19 protein-coding genes are annotated in these 18677 nt (G+C 33.8%); 7 read left to right on the top strand and 12 right to left on the bottom strand.

From position 1 onward, the window contains the following. Positions 1–7 precede the first annotated feature (7 nt). Positions 8–1006 (bottom strand): type I glyceraldehyde-3-phosphate dehydrogenase, encoded by a 999-nt coding sequence (gap, locus tag J7574_RS18115; RefSeq protein ID WP_290971855.1) that lies wholly within the window; start codon positions 1004–1006, stop codon positions 8–10. Positions 1007–1109: 103 nt separating this feature from the next. After that, positions 1110–1976 carry a lipoyl synthase gene (gene lipA / locus J7574_RS18120; protein ID WP_290971858.1) on the bottom strand — a complete coding sequence of 289 codons (867 nt, stop codon included), beginning with the start codon at positions 1974–1976 and terminating at the stop codon, positions 1110–1112. Positions 1977–2303: 327 nt separating this feature from the next. Here lipA and J7574_RS18125 point away from each other — a divergent pair, with 327 nt between their 5' ends. Further along, positions 2304–3170: a M48 family metalloprotease gene (locus J7574_RS18125; RefSeq protein WP_290971860.1), complete on the top strand. Its 867-nt coding sequence runs from the start codon at positions 2304–2306 to the stop codon at positions 3168–3170. Positions 3171–3226: 56 nt separating this feature from the next. Here the strand turns inward: J7574_RS18125 and J7574_RS18130 are convergent, their stop codons facing one another. From J7574_RS18130 to J7574_RS18175, 10 genes are all read right to left on the bottom strand, one after another. After that, on the bottom strand, positions 3227–3607 hold the full coding sequence (locus J7574_RS18130) for a PH domain-containing protein (RefSeq protein WP_113676403.1): 381 nt from the start codon (positions 3605–3607) through the stop codon (positions 3227–3229). Between the two features lie 63 nt (positions 3608–3670). Next, complete coding sequence (locus J7574_RS18135) at positions 3671–4408, bottom strand: DUF4184 family protein (protein ID WP_290971867.1); 738 nt, start codon at positions 4406–4408, stop codon at positions 3671–3673. Positions 4409–4508: 100 nt separating this feature from the next. Further along, entirely contained in the window at positions 4509–5333 is an 825-nt protein-coding gene (locus J7574_RS18140) for an energy transducer TonB (protein ID WP_290971870.1), read from the bottom strand. Between the two features lie 150 nt (positions 5334–5483). After that, positions 5484–6035 (bottom strand): sigma-70 family RNA polymerase sigma factor, encoded by a 552-nt coding sequence (locus tag J7574_RS18145; RefSeq protein ID WP_290971873.1) that lies wholly within the window; start codon positions 6033–6035, stop codon positions 5484–5486. Continuing rightward, positions 6026–7132 carry a glycosyltransferase gene (locus J7574_RS18150; protein WP_290971875.1) on the bottom strand — a complete coding sequence of 369 codons (1107 nt, stop codon included), beginning with the start codon at positions 7130–7132 and terminating at the stop codon, positions 6026–6028. The genes J7574_RS18145 and J7574_RS18150 overlap by 10 nt, the downstream gene beginning before the upstream one ends. An 84-nt stretch (positions 7133–7216) precedes the next feature. Beyond that, positions 7217–7831 (bottom strand): FMN-binding negative transcriptional regulator, encoded by a 615-nt coding sequence (locus J7574_RS18155; protein WP_290971878.1) that lies wholly within the window; start codon positions 7829–7831, stop codon positions 7217–7219. Between the two features lie 86 nt (positions 7832–7917). After that, entirely contained in the window at positions 7918–8931 is a 1014-nt protein-coding gene (gene murB, locus J7574_RS18160) for a UDP-N-acetylmuramate dehydrogenase (protein WP_290971881.1), read from the bottom strand. Between the two features lie 129 nt (positions 8932–9060). Beyond that, positions 9061–10110, bottom strand: a complete 1050-nt coding sequence (locus tag J7574_RS18165; RefSeq protein WP_290971884.1) for a glycosyltransferase family 4 protein — start codon at positions 10108–10110, stop codon at positions 9061–9063. Positions 10111–10184: 74 nt separating this feature from the next. Next, a complete protein-coding gene (locus tag J7574_RS18170; RefSeq protein WP_290971887.1) occupies positions 10185–10862 on the bottom strand; it encodes a DUF2461 domain-containing protein in 678 nt (225 codons plus the stop codon). Between the two features lie 193 nt (positions 10863–11055). Next, complete coding sequence (locus J7574_RS18175) at positions 11056–12135, bottom strand: DNA replication/repair protein RecF (RefSeq protein ID WP_290971890.1); 1080 nt, start codon at positions 12133–12135, stop codon at positions 11056–11058. A 242-nt stretch (positions 12136–12377) separates the two neighbouring features. Here J7574_RS18175 and J7574_RS18180 point away from each other — a divergent pair, with 242 nt between their 5' ends. The 6 genes from J7574_RS18180 to J7574_RS18205 all read left to right on the top strand — a co-directional run bounded on the left by J7574_RS18180 (position 12378) and on the right by J7574_RS18205 (position 18651). After that, positions 12378–13160: a tetratricopeptide repeat protein gene (locus J7574_RS18180; RefSeq protein WP_202005920.1), complete on the top strand. Its 783-nt coding sequence runs from the start codon at positions 12378–12380 to the stop codon at positions 13158–13160. Positions 13161–13241: 81 nt separating this feature from the next. Continuing rightward, the gene (gene ribH, locus J7574_RS18185) at positions 13242–13814 is read left to right on the top strand and encodes a 6,7-dimethyl-8-ribityllumazine synthase (protein WP_290971894.1); all 573 of its coding nucleotides are present in this window, start codon (positions 13242–13244) and stop codon (positions 13812–13814) included. A gap of 165 nt (positions 13815–13979) precedes the next feature. Continuing rightward, the gene (gene mutL / locus J7574_RS18190) at positions 13980–15935 is read left to right on the top strand and encodes a DNA mismatch repair endonuclease MutL (RefSeq protein WP_290971898.1); all 1956 of its coding nucleotides are present in this window, start codon (positions 13980–13982) and stop codon (positions 15933–15935) included. Next, entirely contained in the window at positions 15932–16681 is a 750-nt protein-coding gene (locus J7574_RS18195) for a rhomboid family intramembrane serine protease (RefSeq protein WP_290971901.1), read from the top strand. Before mutL ends, J7574_RS18195 begins: the two co-directional genes overlap by 4 nt. Before the next feature lie 42 nt (positions 16682–16723). Further along, positions 16724–17587, top strand: coding sequence for a rhomboid family intramembrane serine protease (locus tag J7574_RS18200; protein WP_290971904.1), 864 nt, complete (start codon positions 16724–16726; stop codon positions 17585–17587). A 17-nt stretch (positions 17588–17604) separates the two neighbouring features. Beyond that, positions 17605–18651, top strand: coding sequence for an endonuclease/exonuclease/phosphatase family protein (locus J7574_RS18205; RefSeq protein WP_290971907.1), 1047 nt, complete (start codon positions 17605–17607; stop codon positions 18649–18651). The last annotated feature ends 26 nt before the right edge of the window (positions 18652–18677 follow it).

Here is an 18677-nt window from a genome sequence, read left to right on the forward strand (position 1 = left end):
ATGAATCTTATTTTTCTCTTATCAGTAAAATTAAATCGATCAATCTTGATGAATAGCCAATTTCGTTATCGTACCAGCCTACAACTTTTACCATTTTATCGATAACTGAAGTTAGCTGTGCATCAAATAAACAAGAATGTGTATTGCCTATTACATCAACCGAAACGATCGGATCTTCGGTATAATCTAATATCCCTTTTAAATTTGTTTTTGAGGCTTGTTTGAATGCTTTATTTATTTCTTCAATGCTTACAGCACGCTTTACATTGAAGGTTATGTCTGTTAATGAACCGTCTGGAACAGGGACTCTTATACCACAGCCCCCCATTTTATTATGCAATTTAGGAAAAATTTTCGTTAATGCCTTCGCTGCACCTGTTGTTGTTGGAACAATTGACTGGCTAGCACCTCTCGCACGGCGTAAATCCTTATGTGGCTGGTCGTGAAGGCTTTGGTCTGTCGTGAAAGAATGTATAGTTGTAATGTAAGCTTGCTCAATTCCGCACAATTCTTCGATAATTTTAATCATCGGAGCAGCGTTGTTTGTTGTACAGCTTGCATTAGAAACTATATTTTCGTTTCCATCCAATATATTTTCGTTTACACCAAGAACAACTGTTTTTATGGTATCAACTTCTGATGGAGCTGAAAGAATTACTTTTTTTGCACCAGCTTCCAAATGCGCATTTAATTCTTCATGCGTTTTATATTTACCTGTCGATTCGATGGCAATGTCAATCGAATGCGATTTCCAATCTATATTTGAAATGTTTTTTTCGTGAAAAAAGAAAAAATGCTTTCCATCTATAATAATACTATTTTCATCATGACTTACTTCAGCAGGCAAAACTCCATGAATACTGTCGTATTTTATTAAATGCGCCATGGTTTTATTGTCAGCAATGTCATTTATGGCAACAACTTCGATTTCGGGGTGATTTAAAAGCAATCGAAATAAATTTCTTCCAATTCTTCCAAATCCATTAATAGCAATTCTTGTTTTCAATTATTTGTTTTATTCGTTTAATCGTTAAAATCGTTTAATTGTTTTAAACCGTTAAACGTCTATGCGATTAAACGATTAACCAGTTAAACGATTAACCTAAAATTTATAAAATATGTTTTTGTGCTTTATAAGAAGAACGAACAAGAGGTCCGCTCTCAACATGTCTGAAACCTAAATCAAGACCAAATTTTTCATATTTAGCAAATTGTTCAGGCGTAATAAATTCTTTTACAGGAAGATGTTTTTTACTTGGCTGTAAATATTGTCCAATAGTAACTACGTCAACATTTGCATTTCTCAAATCAGTCATCGTCTGGAAAACTTCTTCTTCAGTTTCGCCAAGACCAAGCATAATTCCAGATTTAGTTCTATTAATTCCTTTTTCTTTTAGGTAGCGAAGCACTTCTAAACTTCTGTCATATTTAGCTTGAATACGAACTTCGCGAGTTAAACGTCGTACCGTTTCCATGTTATGAGAAACAACTTCTGGATTTGCTTCTACAATACGATCAAGGTTTCTTTCAATTCCTTGAAAATCTGGGATCAAAGTTTCAAGAGTAGTTTGAGGATTCATTCTTCTGATAGCTCTTACCGTTTCCATCCAAATGATAGAACCACCATCTTTAATATCGTCTCTATCAACGCTAGTAATTACAGCATGTTTGATATTCATTATTTTAATAGAACGAGCTACTTTTTCAGGTTCGTCCCAATCTACCGTTTCTGGTCTTCCGGTTTTTACGCCACAGAAACCGCAAGAACGAGTGCAAACATTTCCTAAAATCATGAAAGTCGCGGTTCCTTCGCCCCAGCATTCTCCCATATTTGGGCAGCTTCCAGAAGTACAAATGGTATTTAAACTATATTTATCAACTAAACCTCTAAGTTCAGTATATTTTTGTCCGATAGGTAATTTTACTTTTAACCACTTTGGTTTTGCGGTAAGTGTATTTTCAGTGACTGTTTCCATATATCAATGTTCAAAGTACAAAGATACGGAATGTAGTTTATTTGAAGATTTCTTTAGGCTTTAATTTAGCAATTGGACATTAAAAATGAGTAGAACTACGCTTCAATTATGTGTAATAAAAAAGTTAAATGTGTGCGCTTAGGTGTCTGTTTTTTGATTTTACAAAGATTTTTTCTCTGTAAATATGGAAATAGGTTGTAATTATGGCAATTAGTTGTGTTTTAGTGCTTTAAAATTTATACCTTTAAATGTTAAAAAAACTAAATTTCTGATGGGAATACGAAGATGTTTTTGTAATATATTTGTTATTAAATTAATAAAGTAAAAATGAAAAAGAAATTTATTGTATTGGGAGTTTTATTGGCTGCTTTTAGTTTCACTAAAACAAATGCGCAGATTAATTTTGGCGATAAAGCAATTGGAGCAGTTCAAAAGGGAGTTACTGGTTTTACTTTTAGTAGTGCCGATGCAGCAAAATTATCTAAAGAAGCAGTTGATAAATTAGATGCAGAGCATGAAATTGCAGGGCCAACAGATGGTTACACTCTAAGATTAAATCGTGTTTTTGGAAAACATGCTTCAGGAGATGGGTTTACTTTAAATTATAAAGTTTATAAATTGAAAGAAGTAAATGCTTTTGCAACTGCCGACGGAAGTGTTCGTGTATATTCTGGTTTAATGGATATTATGGATGACAACGAATTAATTGCTGTAATTGGACACGAGATTGGGCACGTAGCAAACAATGATTCGAGAGATGCTATTCGTGCAGCTTACCAAAAAGAAGCTTTGATGGACGGAGCAGCTTCGCAATCGGCAACTGTAGCAACAGTTACAGATAGTCAGCTTGGGAAAATCGGAAGTGCGATTATAGACAGTAAATATAGCCGTAAACAAGAGTCTGAAGCCGATTTATTTGCTTACAATTTCATGAAGAAAAACGGTTATGATGTAAATGCCGAGGAATCTGCTTTTAGAATTTTGGCAAAAATGAGCGAAGGATCTGAAGCTTCATTTATCGACCAAATGATGAGTTCGCATCCAGACTCTAAGAAAAGAGCTGATGATGCTAAGAAAAGAGCAGAAAAAGATGGTTTGTATAAACCGTATGTACAGCAAAAAATTGTAAATACAGCTCCAGTTGCTAAAAAGACAACTACAACCAAGAAAACAACGACAACAAAAAAGAAATAAGAGTTGTTTCTTAAATTATAAAACCCAGCAAATTTCTATTTGCTGGGTTTGTTTTTTTATCCTAATACGTGAAAGGCAAGAATCTTTTGCACTTCATAAACATTAACCGATTTGTTGAATTGTTTTACAATGCTTGGTTGTTGTTCGCTAGAAATCCAGATTTTTAATTCGGCATCTAGATCAAAAGTTCCTGCGGTTTCGACACTAAACCTTGTGATGTTTTTGTAAGCAATAGATTTGTACTCTGTTTTGCTTCCTGTAATTCCTTGCACATCAACTAAGATTAATCTTTTGTTGGTAAAAATGAAAGTATCGCGAATAAGTTTAAAACCCATTTCAATTTCTTCATTTGTTGTTAAAAGCTGTCCGTATTTCTTAATCAAATCTTCCTGACTTACAGAACCTGCATTGCCCAGAATGGCTGAAAATATTCCCATTATTTTGTTTTTAATTTAGTTAAAATGAATTCCGTTTTGCAGTGGTAAATGTAGTTGATTTTGTTATTTCTTTGGAATTAATTCAAATTTAATTATTAATGGAACGACTGTTATCGCAATTAAAAAAGAGGCTATAAAAGTGACGGTTAAATTTCCAAAATTCAAGGCTTTTGGGTCTACGATGAATCTTATGAATAAAATAGCTGACGTAAATAAAACTACTGCACTCCAATATAAATTATTAGTAGAAGTTTTAGGGTAAGATCCTTTTGGAAGTTTGGAGAAAGCGAATAGTATGATAATAAAACCAATTAAAGTGCTGGAATGTTGGGCTATTTTCCAAAATGGAATTTCTTTTCCAAAAAGGGATATTGTATTTTTGAAACTACCGATTTGCTCTACAAAATAACCATGTTGATGGGTAAATGCATCCCAAAAAATATGAGAAGATATTCCGATTAGCAAAGAGGTTGTAACGGTAATCCAATTCTTTTTAAAATAAATATTCCAATTGAAATCTGTAAAAATTAGTATTCTGTTTTTTATTATAGTTGGAAGATTTTGAAACAAAAGATTGCGAGTTATATTATGAAAGAGAAAAGATAGTAAAAGTGCAAGAGGCAAATCAAACCAAAATATACCGCTTAAAGTGTGGCTATAATCACTTTTAACTTTCATGCGAATAAAGTATTCAAAATCTGGAGTTAAGCTTCCTATTACTAAAGCTGTTAAAGAAAACCATGATTTTGGCAAATATCTTAACGGAAGAATTATTGCAGGGTGCGAAAAAGTAAAAGGCATTAAGAGAAATTTAATTTGACTTGGTTTGATTCAAAAATTAAATATAAAAAAAAAGGCAGAACCTAAGTTCTGCCTTTTTCCACTTTTCAAAATATTTATATTAATCAACTTCCGTTTTTATTGTAATTGGAAGATTATAGGCAGTTCTCACAGGTTTTCCATCTAGAATTCCTGGGCTCCATTTTGTTTTTAATGATTTTAAAACTCTAATAGCTTCTTTTCCCATTCCGTAGCCAGGATCATTTTTTACCATAATGTCAGTAAGTGATCCATCTTTTTCAACTACAAAAGAAACATACACTCTTAGTGTTTTTTCTGCATCAAGTTCTGGTCTTTGGAAATTGCTTCCAACATACTTGTAAAATTGAGCAATTCCGCCTGGAAATTCTGGAAGTTTGTCCAAAATAGCTGTAGAAACCGGCTCGTTGCTTGGTGGCGCAACCGAAGTCACATCTACATTTCCTCCGCCTCCTGTTGTTGGTATTACATTGACAGAAGTTCCTGTTCCTGCAGTATTGTCTACAATAGGACCATTATCTGTGTTTGGTGCAATATTTTCAACTGCATCTTGTGTTCTGGTCACTACAGGATTTGTTAATTGCGCGGCGTCTGTTTTACTCACAGCACTTTGCTCAACTACTGGTGCAGGCGGAGCTGGTGGTGGCGGCACAACAATCGGGTCAACGTGTACAATCGTTGGTTCGTAAATTTGAGGTTCTGGATCAACTTCAACTGGTGAAGTCCTAAATTTGCTAATAAGTACAGGTGCACTTCCTAAAGCCGTTATTAACAATAAACCCATAAAGAGAGCTGTAACAGAATTTTTGGAGTTCTCCTGGCGTAATTGATACGCACCGTATTCTTTGTTTTTGTTCTCGAAAACAAGATCGGTCCACTTGTTTTCATAAATGCTTAATTTAGACATGATTTTTGGGTTTTAAGGTTAAGTAGCTTTAAATCATACGCAGAAAGAGTTTAGCTAACAACATGAAAGTTGTAGTTTTTAGATTATGGAAATGTGTTCTTTTTAAGAATAAAAATAGTAATAATTTATTCTTTAATTAAAGATAATAAATTATCTATTACGTTCTATAATTTCAGCTAATAATTTTTTAGCGCGCAAAAGTTTTACTTTAACGCTGCTTAAAGGTTCGTCAATCTTAGCAGCAATTTCCTGATAAGACATTTCTTGAAAATAGCGAAGCTGAATTACTTCTTGGTAGTGCGGTTTAAGTTCTTTGATGCATAAGAGCAGACGAGAAAGATTCTGTTCTTTAATTAAAGCATCTTCTGCAGATGGAGTAGGGTCGGCAATGTTGTATGCCTGTTGGTCTTCGTTGTCTGTGATTTCTATAAAAAGATTGGTTTTCTTTTTTCGAAGCAAATCAATATAGACGTTTTTTGCGATTGCAATAAGCCAGGTGTTAAATTGAAACTCTGGATTATAAGAAGCTATTTTGTCAAAAGCTTTAGAGAAGGTTTCTATGGTAATATCTTCTGCGATGGTTTCGTTTTCGGTTCGTTTAAGCATAAACGAATACACCTCATTCCAATAATGATCTAATAAAAAAGTAAAGGCGATCTGATCGCCTTTTTTTGCTTTTTCTATTTTAGAGTTTATTTCCAATATACGGGTTTTGAAAAGATATTAGTTATAAAGATATTAATTTGCGTTAATATAAGCGCTATCTCAACAACTGGAAACCAAATTTTAATATCTTTTTCTTTTAATTTTCCTGCTGAGAATCCAATTACTGTCCATACAACAGTATAGCGTGTCGCTAAAATTGCCAATACGGCAATCCATTGGAATTGAAATGCTAATAGTATAATAACTAATAAAAAGAAAAATAATTGTGAAAGGAAAAATAATCCCAACTGCATTTTATCAAAAAACTTGTAATGCTCTGCAGTAGAAATATGTCTTCTTTTCTGAGTAAACCATTCCTTATAGGTTAGCTTAGGTTTTGAATAAGTAAAGCTTTCAGGTGTATATGAAATAGTAGTGTTTGCTTTATTTGCGGCTTGGTTAATAAACAAATCATCATCGCCAGAGCGAATCTGAATGTGGTCAATAAAACCATTTACATTAAAAAACTCTTCTTTTTTATAAGCAAGATTTCTTCCAACTCCCATATAAGGAAGTCCGATTTTTGCCCACGAAAAATATTGCATCGCTGTTAGAACAGTTTCAAAACGGATAATTTTGTTTAAAAATGAGCGTTCTACTTTTTCATAACCGCCATAACCCAAAACAATTGTTTTGTTCATAGTGAATTGCGAAGTCATAGAAGTAATCCAATCTTTAGAACTTGGAAAACAATCGGCATCTGTAAAAAGTAAATAATCTTTCTTTGCTGCTTTTATGCCAAGTGTTAAGGCGTATTTTTTATTTCCCCAAAAAGCCTCATTGTTTTCGACTTTTACCAAACGGATATTAGAAAATTCTTTTTCAAATTCTTCAAAAACTTCAAGAGTTTCATCGCTAGAGGCGTCGTCAATTAAAACAATTTCAAAATCTGGATAATCTTGCTGTGCCAAAAGCGGAATGTATTTTTTTACATTCTCTTCTTCATTTTTAGCACATACAATAACAGAAACCGGAAGATTTTTAGGTTTCACATGTTGTGGTTTGGCAAAAGCAAATTTTCCAAAAACTCCTAGATAATAAAATAATTGAACTACAACAATAGCAATAAAAAAGTAAAATATGTATATAAGCATCTGATTTATTAGGTTCTATTAATTTCACGTTCTGCGATTGCAAATGTACTTATGAATTCGCTAAATTCAATAGCTAAAACCGATTTACTTTCGGCATTTTGACATTTCTTTTGCAACAGCAATAGCCTGAGGGTTTTCGGTTTTTTCCAATTCCGAAATTATGTTTTTATAATTGTGATCGTCGCGATTTTGAGAGAGTTTTTTGGTAGCTTGTATTTCTTCAATTTCGATTTCAAAGCCAAAGATTCCTCGAGCTTCACGCATTGTTTTTGCCGATAAATCTTCAACGCGAACAGGGTTCTTCGAGTTTGCTTCGTACTTGTCTACCAGCTTTTTCAATTGTTCTACAGAAGTTTCGTAATCTACAATTTTGATTCTTCCATAAACATTTACGGCTATATAATTCCATGTTGGCACATTTTCATGATCGTACCACGAAGAAGAAATGTAGCTATGTGGCCCCGTAAATACCGCCAAAACTTGATCGTTTTCCGCAAAACCTTCAGCTTGCGGATTCAGTTTTGAAATATGCCCTTGCAAAATTTCTTTTCCATAAGCATTCATTTCCAGTTCTATCGGTATGTGAGTGGCACACAATTTTCCGTTAGTCTGATTAATCAGGATTCCAAAGCTGTTTTCTTTCAAAAAAGCTCTGATTTCTTCTTGATTTTCGTTTTTGTATAAATCTGGCGTATACATTTTTTGTGTTGTTTTGTCGTCACGAATTTCACGAATTGGCACAAATTAAATTAGTGTCAATTCGTGAAATTTGTGGCAAAAGAAAATTAAATCACATTTACTTCCGCTTCGATTTGAATGCCAAAAGTTTCGAAAACCGTTTTCTGAACTTCTTTTGAAACGGCTAAAATTTCTTGTCCTGTCGCATTTCCGTAATTCACTAAAACCAAAGCTTGATTTTTATGAACTCCTGCATCGCCAAAACGTTTTCCTTTAAAACCGGCTTGCTCGATCAGCCAACCCGCTGGAACTTTTACTTCGGTTTCTGAAACTTCGTAAAATTTCATTTCTGGAAATTTTTGATGGATTTTTTCAAAATCAGATTTCAATAAAATCGGATTTTTGAAGAAGCTTCCGCTATTTCCTAATTCTTTTGGATCTGGCAATTTACTTTGTCTAATGGCAATTACAGCATTGCTCACATCTTTCAATGTTGGCTCTGTAATATTGTTTTTGGCCAATTCCGCCAAAATATCTCCGTATGAAGTATTGATTTTATGATTGCGTTTAGTCAGTTTAAAAATAACAGAAGTAATGATGTATTGATCTTTTACTTCGTGTTTGAAAATGCTTTCGCGGTAGCCAAAATTACATTCGGCGTTATCGAAAGTTTTCATTTCCTGAGTGGCAATATTCATCGCTTCGCAAGAAACAAAAGTGTCTTTTATTTCCGTTCCGTATGCGCCAATATTCTGAACTGGCGTTGTGCCGACGTTTCCAGGAATAAGCGACATGTTTTCTAAACCTCCAAAATTATTGTCGATTGTCCAAAGAACGAAATCATGCCAAGTTTCGCCAGCCTGACTTTCGACCCAAACAAAATCGTCATCTTCTTTTGTGATTTTTTTTCCTTTTAAATCAATATGAATAACCAAAGCATCAATATCTTTTGTTAAAAGCATATTGCTTCCGCCTCCTAAAATAAATTTTTTCTCGTTTTTGTTTTCTGCTAAAACTGTTTTTAATTCAGTAATAGAATGAACAGCAACAAATTGTTTGGCACTGGCTTCAATGCCGAAAGTATTATATTTTTTTAAAGAAAAATTGGATTGGATTTCCATAAATAAAAGGCTTTTTAATATAGTTCAAAATTATGAATTATAAGTTTTGGTTTAACCGCAAAGACGCAAAGTTTGCGCAAAGTTCGCAAAGCTTTGCGTTCATAGCGTAAACCCTTGCGAACTTTGCGGTTAAATACTTCTAGAGTCTAGCAACTCATGATATTTCTCTGAAATAACCTTCATATTAATATCATAATTCGCATTTTCTTCCACAAATTTTCTATTTCGAGTAATTGCTTCGTTTCTTAATTCAGGATTTTCGAAAGACCAAATTAATTCTTGTGCCAACATTTCGACATTATCAATTTCAATTAATTGTCCGTTTTCACGATGCGTAATCCAACTTTGGTTTCCTGGAATGTCTGAAACAACAGGAAAGCAATTAGAAGCCATTGCCTCGAACAAAGAAGCAGAAACACCTTCGGTAATAGGCATGCTGATATAAATATTAGATTGCTGTAATAATTTTGGAAGTTCGGTATTCGGAATTCTTCCTGTAAAAATCACCTTGTTTTCGATTTGAAGTGCTGTAGCTAAATCTTTCAAAAATTGTAACCTTGTTCCGTCACCAACAATGGTCAATGTAAAATCGATTCCTTTTTGATTTAAAATTCCGAAAGCTTTTAAAATAGAATCGTGACGATATTCCGGTTGAAGCGAACGTGTTACAATGGCGCTAATTTTGTTCGAATGATTGGTTGAAGGAGTAAAAAGCGATAAATCAATTCCTTTTGGAAGTATTAAAACTTTATTCATATCAACGCCAGTTGCTTTCATGTGAACTGCCATTACAGGTCCCCAAGCGTGAATTAAATGCGCATTTTTGAAAGCATATTTCTGAATGAACTTTTTATAAGGATACAATTTAGATTCTTCTGGCCATAAATCGGTGCGGCCTTGTTGTGCGATAGCGATAGTTTTAGATCCAGATAATGCCGCAAGAAAACCGTAACTGGTCGTTCTTTCAGCAATTATCATATCTGGCTTTTCTTTTTTAATGATTTTTCGAATAGAAAGAGGAGCAAAGAAATACTCTAAAATACGTTTGAACCTGTGAGTGTTGGAAGTTTGAAGTTCCCAAGTGATAATTTCAAAATCGCCAAATTCCTTCAGGCCTTTCATCCAAGTTATAGCATCAGCGCGATAAGATTCTCCAAGAAAAAGTATTTTCCTTTTCATTATAAAAGTTTTTCGCTGCGAATTCACGAATTAATTTTGAATAATTCGTGAATTCGTGGCGATTTTTTTTATTTCTAAAATTCTTCAGTTTCCAAAGCGCGGTTGATGAACTCGTTTAATGGTTTTAAAGCAATGAGTTTTTGGCTCATTTTTTTTACGAAATCTTTCTCCAAAACTTCAGAAACATTGTAAACTTGGGTTGCAGTAAAACTTTTCAATTTTAAAAATTCAATTGCAGGATGGTCTTTTTCATAACCTCGCGGCATGCTTTTTAGCGAATTACTTTCGTTTATGTCTAAGCTTCCAAACTCTTTTTTGAAGTTTTTGTCGTTTAAAATTTCTTGTAAATCATCGTAGAAAAAGGCAATTTCTTTACGAACTTTTTTTAATTCGTCTGCATCTGGCGAATAAAAACCGCCGGCAATAAAACTTGCGCCTTTTTCGATATGCACATAATAGCCAGAACGGTTTGCGCCTTTTGCTCCAGCCGACATCCAAACACCTAAATGGGATTTGTAAGGAGATTTGTCTTTAGAAAAACGGATATCGCGATTAATTCTAAAAGTGCAATCTTTTATTTCAAGAAGTTCAAGTGAAGCATCAAGCGGTTTCATGGCATCCAAAAAGTCGCTTACCAATTGATGGTAATCTTTCTTGAAAATTTCATATCGTTTTTTATTTTCCTGAAACCATTCGCGGTTGTTGTTCTTTTTTAAATCGTCTAAAAATTGCAATGATTCTTTCGTTAGCATATTCTTTTTTATTGCAGTTGTTTTTAAGGTTTATTGTGGAAGACTGATTTTTGGTCTGCCACGAATTCCACGAATTTACGCTAATTTTTAATTATTTATCGCATAGATTTGACAAAGTTTGAAACTGTGTCAAAGTTAAAAGCTAAAAATAAATTAGTGCAAATTCGTGGAATTTGTGGCAAAAAAAAATAAATCACAAATTAAATATCTTATAAGTCTGGTGCGTCGATTTTACAATTGCTTCGGTTCTTTCTGGATGTGTATCAGAAATAAAAAGCTGTCCAAAGGTTTCGCTGTTTACCATTTCTATAATTTTGGCAACGCGCGTTTCGTCTAGCTTGTCAAAAATATCATCAAATAGAAGAATTGGTTTTACACCGCTTTGTTTTTTTAGGAATTCAAATTGCGCCAATTTTAAAGCAATCAGAAAAGATTTCTGCTGACCTTGTGATCCGAATTTTTTTATCGGATGCGAATCAATTTCAAAAGACAGATCGTCTTTGTGAATTCCGACAGTTGTATAATGTAGCGCTCGGTCTTTATTGATGTTTTCCTGTAAAAGCGTTAAAAGGTCTTTTTCGAATAAATGACTTTCATAAACTAGCTGTACACTTTCTTCAGATCCTGTTATTGCTTGATGATGTACATTAAATATAGGTATAAACTGCTCGAGGAAATCTTTTCGTTTTTCAAAAATCGATTTTCCGTAACCTTGCAGCTGTTCATTATATATAGATAAGGTGTCGTTATCAAAAACATGATTCAGCGCAAAATATTTTAAAAGTGCATTTCGCTGCGTAATTACCTTTTGGTTTTGTATTAATTCATGTAGATAAGTTGAATCTAACTGCGAAATCACGCTGTCCATAAACTTACGGCGCGTTTCGCTTCCTTCAATAATCAAATCGCGATCGGCTGGCGAAATAATTACAAGCGGAATAAACCCGATATGATCTGAAAATTTATCATAAGGTTTTCCATTTCGCTTTAAAACCTTTTTTTGCCCTTTTTTTAAGCTGCAGACAATCTGCTCGGTTCTCTCATTTTTTTCGAGTTCGGCATCAATCACAAAAAACTCTTCGCCGTGTTTGATATTTTGAACCGCAAGCGGATTAAAATAACTCTTTCCGTAAGCCAAATGGTAAATAGCATCAAGCACATTGGTTTTTCCAATGCCATTTTTACCCACAAAGCAGTTGATTTTGATGTCGAAATCAAAACTTGCTTCAGAAAAGTTCTTGTAATTAAATAATGAGATTTTGTTTAAATGCATTTTTTAGGGACTCCAAGTGTAAAATTTACCGTTTTTGAGCAGTAAAAATTTGAGGTTGCAAATTACCGAAAATTATCGATATAATGGGCTTTAGGGCGATTCTCGGCCAATTTATTTTATCGCTTCCGCGAAAGCGCAAATCTTAAATGAAAATATTTCTTTTAAAATAGTGATAAAATTGAATTTTTTTACGTCATTTTCAATAAAAATTTTATTTTTGCCGTTCACTAAATAAATTTTAAATGGCAACTTACAATAAAAGAGGATATAAGACACCAAAAGAAAAGGAAGTAAAAGAGGTGGTTACTGAAGAGCAACAAGTAATTATTGATGAAAAAGACAGTACAACTGCTGGAGTTTTCTCAAAATTAGATGAAACAGCTTCAAGAACTGAGGATTGGGTGGCTAAAAATCAAAAAATCATTATTGGTTTAGTTGCAGGTATCGCAGTTGCTACAATTGGATATTTGGCTTACCAAAAATTTATTGCAACTCCTAAACAAGAAGAAGCTGCAAGTGAAATGTTTGTTGCACAGCAAAACTTCGAAAAAGCAGTAAACGGTGTTTCTAGCGATTCATTATTCAAATTATCATTAAACGGTTCAGAAGGTAAATTCGGATTTATCAAAATCGCTGATGAATATTCTGGAACAGATGCTGGAAATCTTGCAAACTACTATGCTGGTATCGCTTACTTAAATACTGGTAAATTTGATGAGGCAATTAAATATTTAGGTGAATTCAAATCAGAAGATGTAATCTTAAGCGCTTTAGCAAAAGGTGCTACAGGAGATGCTTATTCTCAAAAAAATCAGCAAAAAGAAGCTTTAGATTTTTATGTAAAAGCTGCTGAGTCTAACAAAAACGATTTTACAACGCCTCGTTTCTTATTAAAAGCTGGAAAAACGGCTTTGGCTTTAGGGCAAAAAGAAGATGCTTTGAAATACTTTAATGATATTAAAGATAACTACGACAGTACTCCAGAAGCAGCATCTGTTGATGCTTTGATCGGATTAGCACAATAAAAATTTTAGACTTTAGATTTTAGATTGTAGATTTGTATTAAAGAATCTAAATTCTAAAATAAAAAATCTAAAATAATACAGATGGCTACTGAAAATAAAAATCTATCAGAATACGATAAAAACACAATCCCAAATGCGAAAGACTTTCGATTTGGGATTGTTGTTTCTGAATGGAATGATACTATAACAGAAGGACTTTATAATGGTGCTTTTGATGCTTTAATTGATTGTGATGTTCCTGCTCAACAAATTATCCGATGGAATGTTCCTGGAAGTTTTGAGTTGATCTACGGAGCAAAAAAAATGCTTCAGACACAAAACGTTGATGCGGTTATCGTAATTGGATGCGTAATTCAAGGAGAAACTAAGCATTTTGATTTTGTTTGCGAAGGTGTTACACAAGGAATTAAAGATTTGAATGTTCAAACTGATATTCCGGTTATTTTCTGCGTTTTAACAGATAATAATATGCAGCAGTCAATTGACAGAAGTGGAGGAGTTCACGGAAATAAAGGAACGGAAGCTGCAATTGCGGCAATCAAAATGGCATACATTCGTCAGCAAGCTTCAATAGCTCACGTTTTTAATCAGCCATTATTAACTTCGGGAGCGCTTCAAATTGAAGATTCGCCAAAAAAAATAGAGAACGAATAAAACACATTTGTTTTTAAAATGTTAAAACCTATACTGTGTCACAATGGTATAGGTTTTTTGTTTTTTTTATGATTGTTCTTATTCTAAAAGCCAATCAAAATTCACTAAATTTGTACTTCTTGGTTTATTAAAATCTAATCTAAACTTTAAAATTATTTTTGCTTAATGTCGAGTATTATTCAATTGCTTCCTGATCACGTTGCTAACCAAATTGCTGCTGGAGAAGTGGTTCAAAGACCAGCTTCAGTTGTAAAAGAATTGTTAGAAAATGCGGTTGATGCCAAAGCAACTGATATCAAATTAATTATAAAAGATGCTGGTAAATCGCTAGTGCAAGTTATTGATAATGGTGTTGGAATGACTGTTACCGATGCACGCCTGTGTTTTGCCCGCCATGCAACTTCCAAAATCCGTCAGGCTGAAGATTTATTTTCTTTAGGTACAAAAGGTTTTCGTGGTGAGGCTTTGGCTTCTATTGCCGCAATTGCGCACATGGAAATGAAAACCAAACAAGATCAGGACGAATTAGGTACGCATATTGTAATTGAGGGAAGTAAATTTATTTCGCAAGAAGTCGCTGTTTTGCCAAAAGGAACTTCGTTTGCGGTTAAAAACCTGTTTTTTAATATTCCTGCTCGCCGTAATTTCTTAAAATCAGATACGGTTGAATTTCGTCATGTGATGGATGAATTTCAGCGTGTGGCATTGGCGCATCCTAATATTCATTTTAGTTTTTACCATAACGGAAGTGAGATGTATAATCTTCCAGCGTCAGGATATCGCCAGCGAATTGTAGGCATTATGTCTGGAAAAACAAATGAAAAATTAGTTCCAGTAAACGAAGATACCGAAATTATAAATGTTCAGGGGTTTGTATGCAAACCTGAATTTGCTAAGAAAAATAGAGGAGAGCAGTTCTTTTTTGTAAACGATCGATTTATAAAAAGCAGTTTCTTGCATCATGCCGTAATGTCTGCATACGATGGATTGTTGAAAGATGGTTCTCAGCCAAGCTATTTCTTGTACTTGCAAGTTCCGCCAAATACAATTGACATTAATATACATCCGACTAAAACGGAAATTAAATTTGATGACGAACAAGCGTTGTATGCTATTTTAAGAGCGTCTATCAAGCATAGTTTAGGGCAATTTAATGTTGCACCTGTTTTAGATTTTGACAGAGATGCCAATTTAGATACGCCATATCATTATAAAGATGTTGAAGCAGAGGTGCCAACGATCCAAGTAGATGGAACTTTTAATCCGTTTACTGATGATAAAACCAATCAGCATTATAGTAAAGCTGCTTCGGGATCGTCAGGATATAGTTCGGGTTCTTCTTTTTCGTCTTCGTCAGGATCATCGTCTTCATCTTCTGGATATTCTGGATCTTCGTATTCAGGTTATTCTAAAAAAGTAGAGCCAACAGCAAGCTGGGAAAGTTTATATGTTGGTTTAGATGTCGAAAATCCTGAAAGTATAGAAAGTTCGCCTTTTACATTCGAAAACGAAGAAGTAACTTCTTCTTTGTTTAATGATGAGGAAGTAGAACAGGCCACTCAGAAGACGTATCAAATTCATAAAAAATATATTGTATCTCCAATAAAATCAGGAATGATTATTGTGGATCAGCAGCGTGCGCATCAGCGTATTTTGTACGAACAATTTTTGCTGAATATGACAGTCAATCAAGCGGCGAGCCAACAGTTGCTTTTTCCTCTCGATTTATTTTATTCGGCATCCGAAATGGAATTGATCGAAGAATTAAAGCCTTCTCTAGCCACAACAGGATTTGTTTTTGATGAAAGCAAAACCGATCACATTGTAATTTCTGGAATTCCAGTAAATATTACAGAAAGTGAAGTTCCGCTGGTTATAGAGCAATTATTGAGCGATTTGCAAGACGGAATTCCTGCAAGCAGTTACAGTCAGAACGATACCATTGCCAAGTCAATGGCCAAAAGTTTAGCGGTTAAAACAGGATCTTATTTAACCGAAAAAGAACAAGATAATTTAGTGAACGGTTTGTTTGCTTGCAAAGATCCGAACATTTCACCTTTTCAAAAACCTACTTTCATCACGATGCGTGTTGAAGATATAGATAAAAAGTTTGCTGTATGATGAATATCACACCAGTAGTTAAACAACTACTAATAATAAATATAATATTCTTTATTGGTGCTCAGTTAGTGCCAGTATCTTATGAATATCTAGCCCTTTTCTTTCCTGAAAATCCTGGATTTAAAGTTTGGCAACCTGTTACTCACATGTTTATGCATGGCGGTTTTGCTCATATTGCATTCAATATGTTTGCATTGTATTCTTTTGGGTCTACATTAGAACACTTTTGGGGAGGAAGGAAATTTTTATTTTTCTATATCTCATGCGGGCTAGGAGCGGCTCTTGTGAATTTTGCAGTTAATTATTACTTCTACCAAGATAGTCTTACTATTTTATTGGGGCACGGTTTTGAGAAGGCTGATATTTTAAGTATCTTAAATCAAGGAAAGATTGATACAAGATGGCAGCAGATTTTAACAGCTTCAGAATTTAAACATTTTACAAATGCGTATTTTGGAACTGTAGTTGGAGCTTCTGGAGCAATTTATGGCTTATTGGTGGCTTTTACTTTTATGTTTCCAAATGCAGAATTGGGAATTATGTTTATTCCTATTCCTATAAAAGCGAAGTATTTTGTGCCGATTTATATGCTTTTGTTTGATGGTTTTTTCGGGATTTTTGGAAGTTCATTAATGGGAATCGAATCGGGAATTGCACATTATGCCCATATTGGTGGTGCGTTTTTCGGATTTATGATTATGTGGTACTGGAAAAAAAATCAGTTTAATAACAACCGTTGGAATTAATTTTTAACTTTAAAGTACAAATTCTAAAACATAAGGGTTTCTATGAATATTCTAGACGATTTAAAATTACAATATAGATTGGGAGGCATTGCCATGCGTGTTATGTATTGGAATATAGCATGTTTTATTGTATCGCTTATTTTCTTCTATAACTATTCAAATGGTTTATTTAATTTTCCAAGTTGGGTTGCTTTGTCGTCAGATCCGCAGGTTTTTATGTTTAAACCTTGGACTTTTTTAACGTATGCTTTTTTTCACGACGGATTTTTTCATCTGTTGTTCAATATGATGGTACTTAATTTTGCCAGCACTTTATTTCTAACTTATTTTACTCAAAAGCAATATTTAGGATTATATATTTTAAGCGCTCTTTTTGCTGGAGTGGCTTTTGCGTTAAGTTTTTATTTTTCTAATATCAGTGGCTCTATTGTTGGAGCATCTGCAGCTATAATGGCCATTTTAGTAGCAGCAACGACTTATTCTCCGCTAATGAATGTTCGTTTGTTCCTATTCGGAAATGTAAAGCTTTGGCATATTACAGCTGTTATTATAATTTTAGATCTAATGCAGTTCCGCTTAGGGAATATGGGCGGACATATTTCGCATCTTGCTGGCGCTTTCTTCGGATTTATTTATATCAAACTGCTTCAAGGCGGTACCGATTTAAGTGCTATTGTTTCTAAAACTTTAGATTTCTTTGTAAATCTTTTTAGAAAATCTCCTACGACCCCATTTACAAAAGTTCATAAAAATTACAAAAAACCTACAGAAAAAACGACATCAAGAATTGTTACGAAAGATAAAACGCAGCAGCAGATTGATGAAATTTTAGACAAAATCAGTCAGTCGGGATACGATTGTCTGACAAAAGAAGAAAAAGAGTTTTTATTCAAAGCTGGAAAATAAACTTGTAGGAGGAAAATATGAAAAACCTTTCTTGGTTTAATAAAATAATGTTCTTTTTGAACATAGTGCTAACTGTGCTTACATTTAGCGTCTATGTCTTACCTTTTTTAGCACCTAAAAGTTTTCCGCTTTTATCGGTGCTTACTTTGTTTATGCCTGCTTTTTTTGCGGCAAACATATTATTTTTTGTCTATTGGGGAATTCAGTTTAAAAAACGCCTTATTCTATCTGGTTTGGTTTTATTGACGGGAATTACGTTTATCAGCAAATTTTATAAGTTTTCTGCAAAAGAATATGTGAAAGACGAAAAAGATTTTTCTGTAATGAGTTACAATGTTCGTCTTTTTAATGTTTTTAAGTGGTTGGACCGAGACGATATTCCAGCAAATATTAAGGCTTTTATAGATGAAAAAGATCCGGATATCTTGTGTATTCAAGAATATTCCAATTCGGCGCATTTGGATTTAAAAGTATATCCGCATCGTTATATTTTTATTGATGGGAAGAAAATTAAAACAGGACAGGCAATCTTTTCTAAATTTCCTATTATCGAGCAAGGGAATATTATCTTTCCCAAATCTGACAACAATGTCGTGTATGCAGATATTAAGCGCGGAAAAGATATTATTCGTGTTTATAATATGCACTTGCAATCAATCAAGATTTCTCCTGATGTGAGCGAGATCTCAGATGATATTGACAATGTAAACCAAAAGAAATCACAGCGTATCTATGCTAGAATAAGCAAAGGTTTCAAACAGCAGCAGGAGCAGGCTGAAATTTTTAGAGAGCATATAAAAAACTGCAAAACTCCAATGATTATTTGCGGAGACATGAATAATAGTCCGTTTTCGTATGTATACAGAAACATAAAAGGAAAACTGAAAGATGCTTTTGAAGAAGCTGGTGAAGGTTTTGGAGCTACGTATAAATTCAGATATTATCCTGCAAGAATCGACTACATTTTTACAGATAGTAAAATGAAAGTAAAGCAATTTGAAAGCTTCTCTGATTTCGAAAATTCAGATCATTATCCGATAATGACAAGACTTTCAATGGAATGATTTTATTGGTGAAAAGTAAAAAGTGA

It is taken from the genome of Flavobacterium sp. (genome assembly GCF_017744675.1).
Classification (GTDB): Bacteria; Bacteroidota; Bacteroidia; order Flavobacteriales; family Flavobacteriaceae; genus Flavobacterium.

What these genes read in the sequence shown, in the direction of transcription:
- lipA (WP_290971858.1), bottom strand. Translation starts at nt 1,976, where the DNA reads ATGGAAACAGTCACTGAAAATACACTTACCGCAAAACCAAAGTGGTTA.
- J7574_RS18125 (WP_290971860.1), top strand. Translation starts at nt 2,304, where the DNA reads ATGAAAAAGAAATTTATTGTATTGGGAGTTTTATTGGCTGCTTTTAGT.
- J7574_RS18130 (WP_113676403.1), bottom strand. Translation starts at nt 3,607, where the DNA reads ATGGGAATATTTTCAGCCATTCTGGGCAATGCAGGTTCTGTAAGTCAG.
- J7574_RS18135 (WP_290971867.1), bottom strand. Translation starts at nt 4,408, where the DNA reads ATGCCTTTTACTTTTTCGCACCCTGCAATAATTCTTCCGTTAAGATAT.
- J7574_RS18140 (WP_290971870.1), bottom strand. Translation starts at nt 5,333, where the DNA reads ATGTCTAAATTAAGCATTTATGAAAACAAGTGGACCGATCTTGTTTTC.
- J7574_RS18150 (WP_290971875.1), bottom strand. Translation starts at nt 7,132, where the DNA reads ATGCTTATATACATATTTTACTTTTTTATTGCTATTGTTGTAGTTCAA.
- J7574_RS18155 (WP_290971878.1), bottom strand. Translation starts at nt 7,831, where the DNA reads ATGTATACGCCAGATTTATACAAAAACGAAAATCAAGAAGAAATCAGA.
- murB (WP_290971881.1), bottom strand. Translation starts at nt 8,931, where the DNA reads ATGGAAATCCAATCCAATTTTTCTTTAAAAAAATATAATACTTTCGGC.
- J7574_RS18165 (WP_290971884.1), bottom strand. Translation starts at nt 10,110, where the DNA reads ATGAAAAGGAAAATACTTTTTCTTGGAGAATCTTATCGCGCTGATGCT.
- J7574_RS18170 (WP_290971887.1), bottom strand. Translation starts at nt 10,862, where the DNA reads ATGCTAACGAAAGAATCATTGCAATTTTTAGACGATTTAAAAAAGAAC.
- J7574_RS18175 (WP_290971890.1), bottom strand. Translation starts at nt 12,135, where the DNA reads ATGCATTTAAACAAAATCTCATTATTTAATTACAAGAACTTTTCTGAA.
- J7574_RS18180 (WP_202005920.1), top strand. Translation starts at nt 12,378, where the DNA reads ATGGCAACTTACAATAAAAGAGGATATAAGACACCAAAAGAAAAGGAA.
- ribH (WP_290971894.1), top strand. Translation starts at nt 13,242, where the DNA reads ATGGCTACTGAAAATAAAAATCTATCAGAATACGATAAAAACACAATC.
- mutL (WP_290971898.1), top strand. Translation starts at nt 13,980, where the DNA reads ATGTCGAGTATTATTCAATTGCTTCCTGATCACGTTGCTAACCAAATT.
- J7574_RS18195 (WP_290971901.1), top strand. Translation starts at nt 15,932, where the DNA reads ATGATGAATATCACACCAGTAGTTAAACAACTACTAATAATAAATATA.
- J7574_RS18200 (WP_290971904.1), top strand. Translation starts at nt 16,724, where the DNA reads ATGAATATTCTAGACGATTTAAAATTACAATATAGATTGGGAGGCATT.
- J7574_RS18205 (WP_290971907.1), top strand. Translation starts at nt 17,605, where the DNA reads ATGAAAAACCTTTCTTGGTTTAATAAAATAATGTTCTTTTTGAACATA.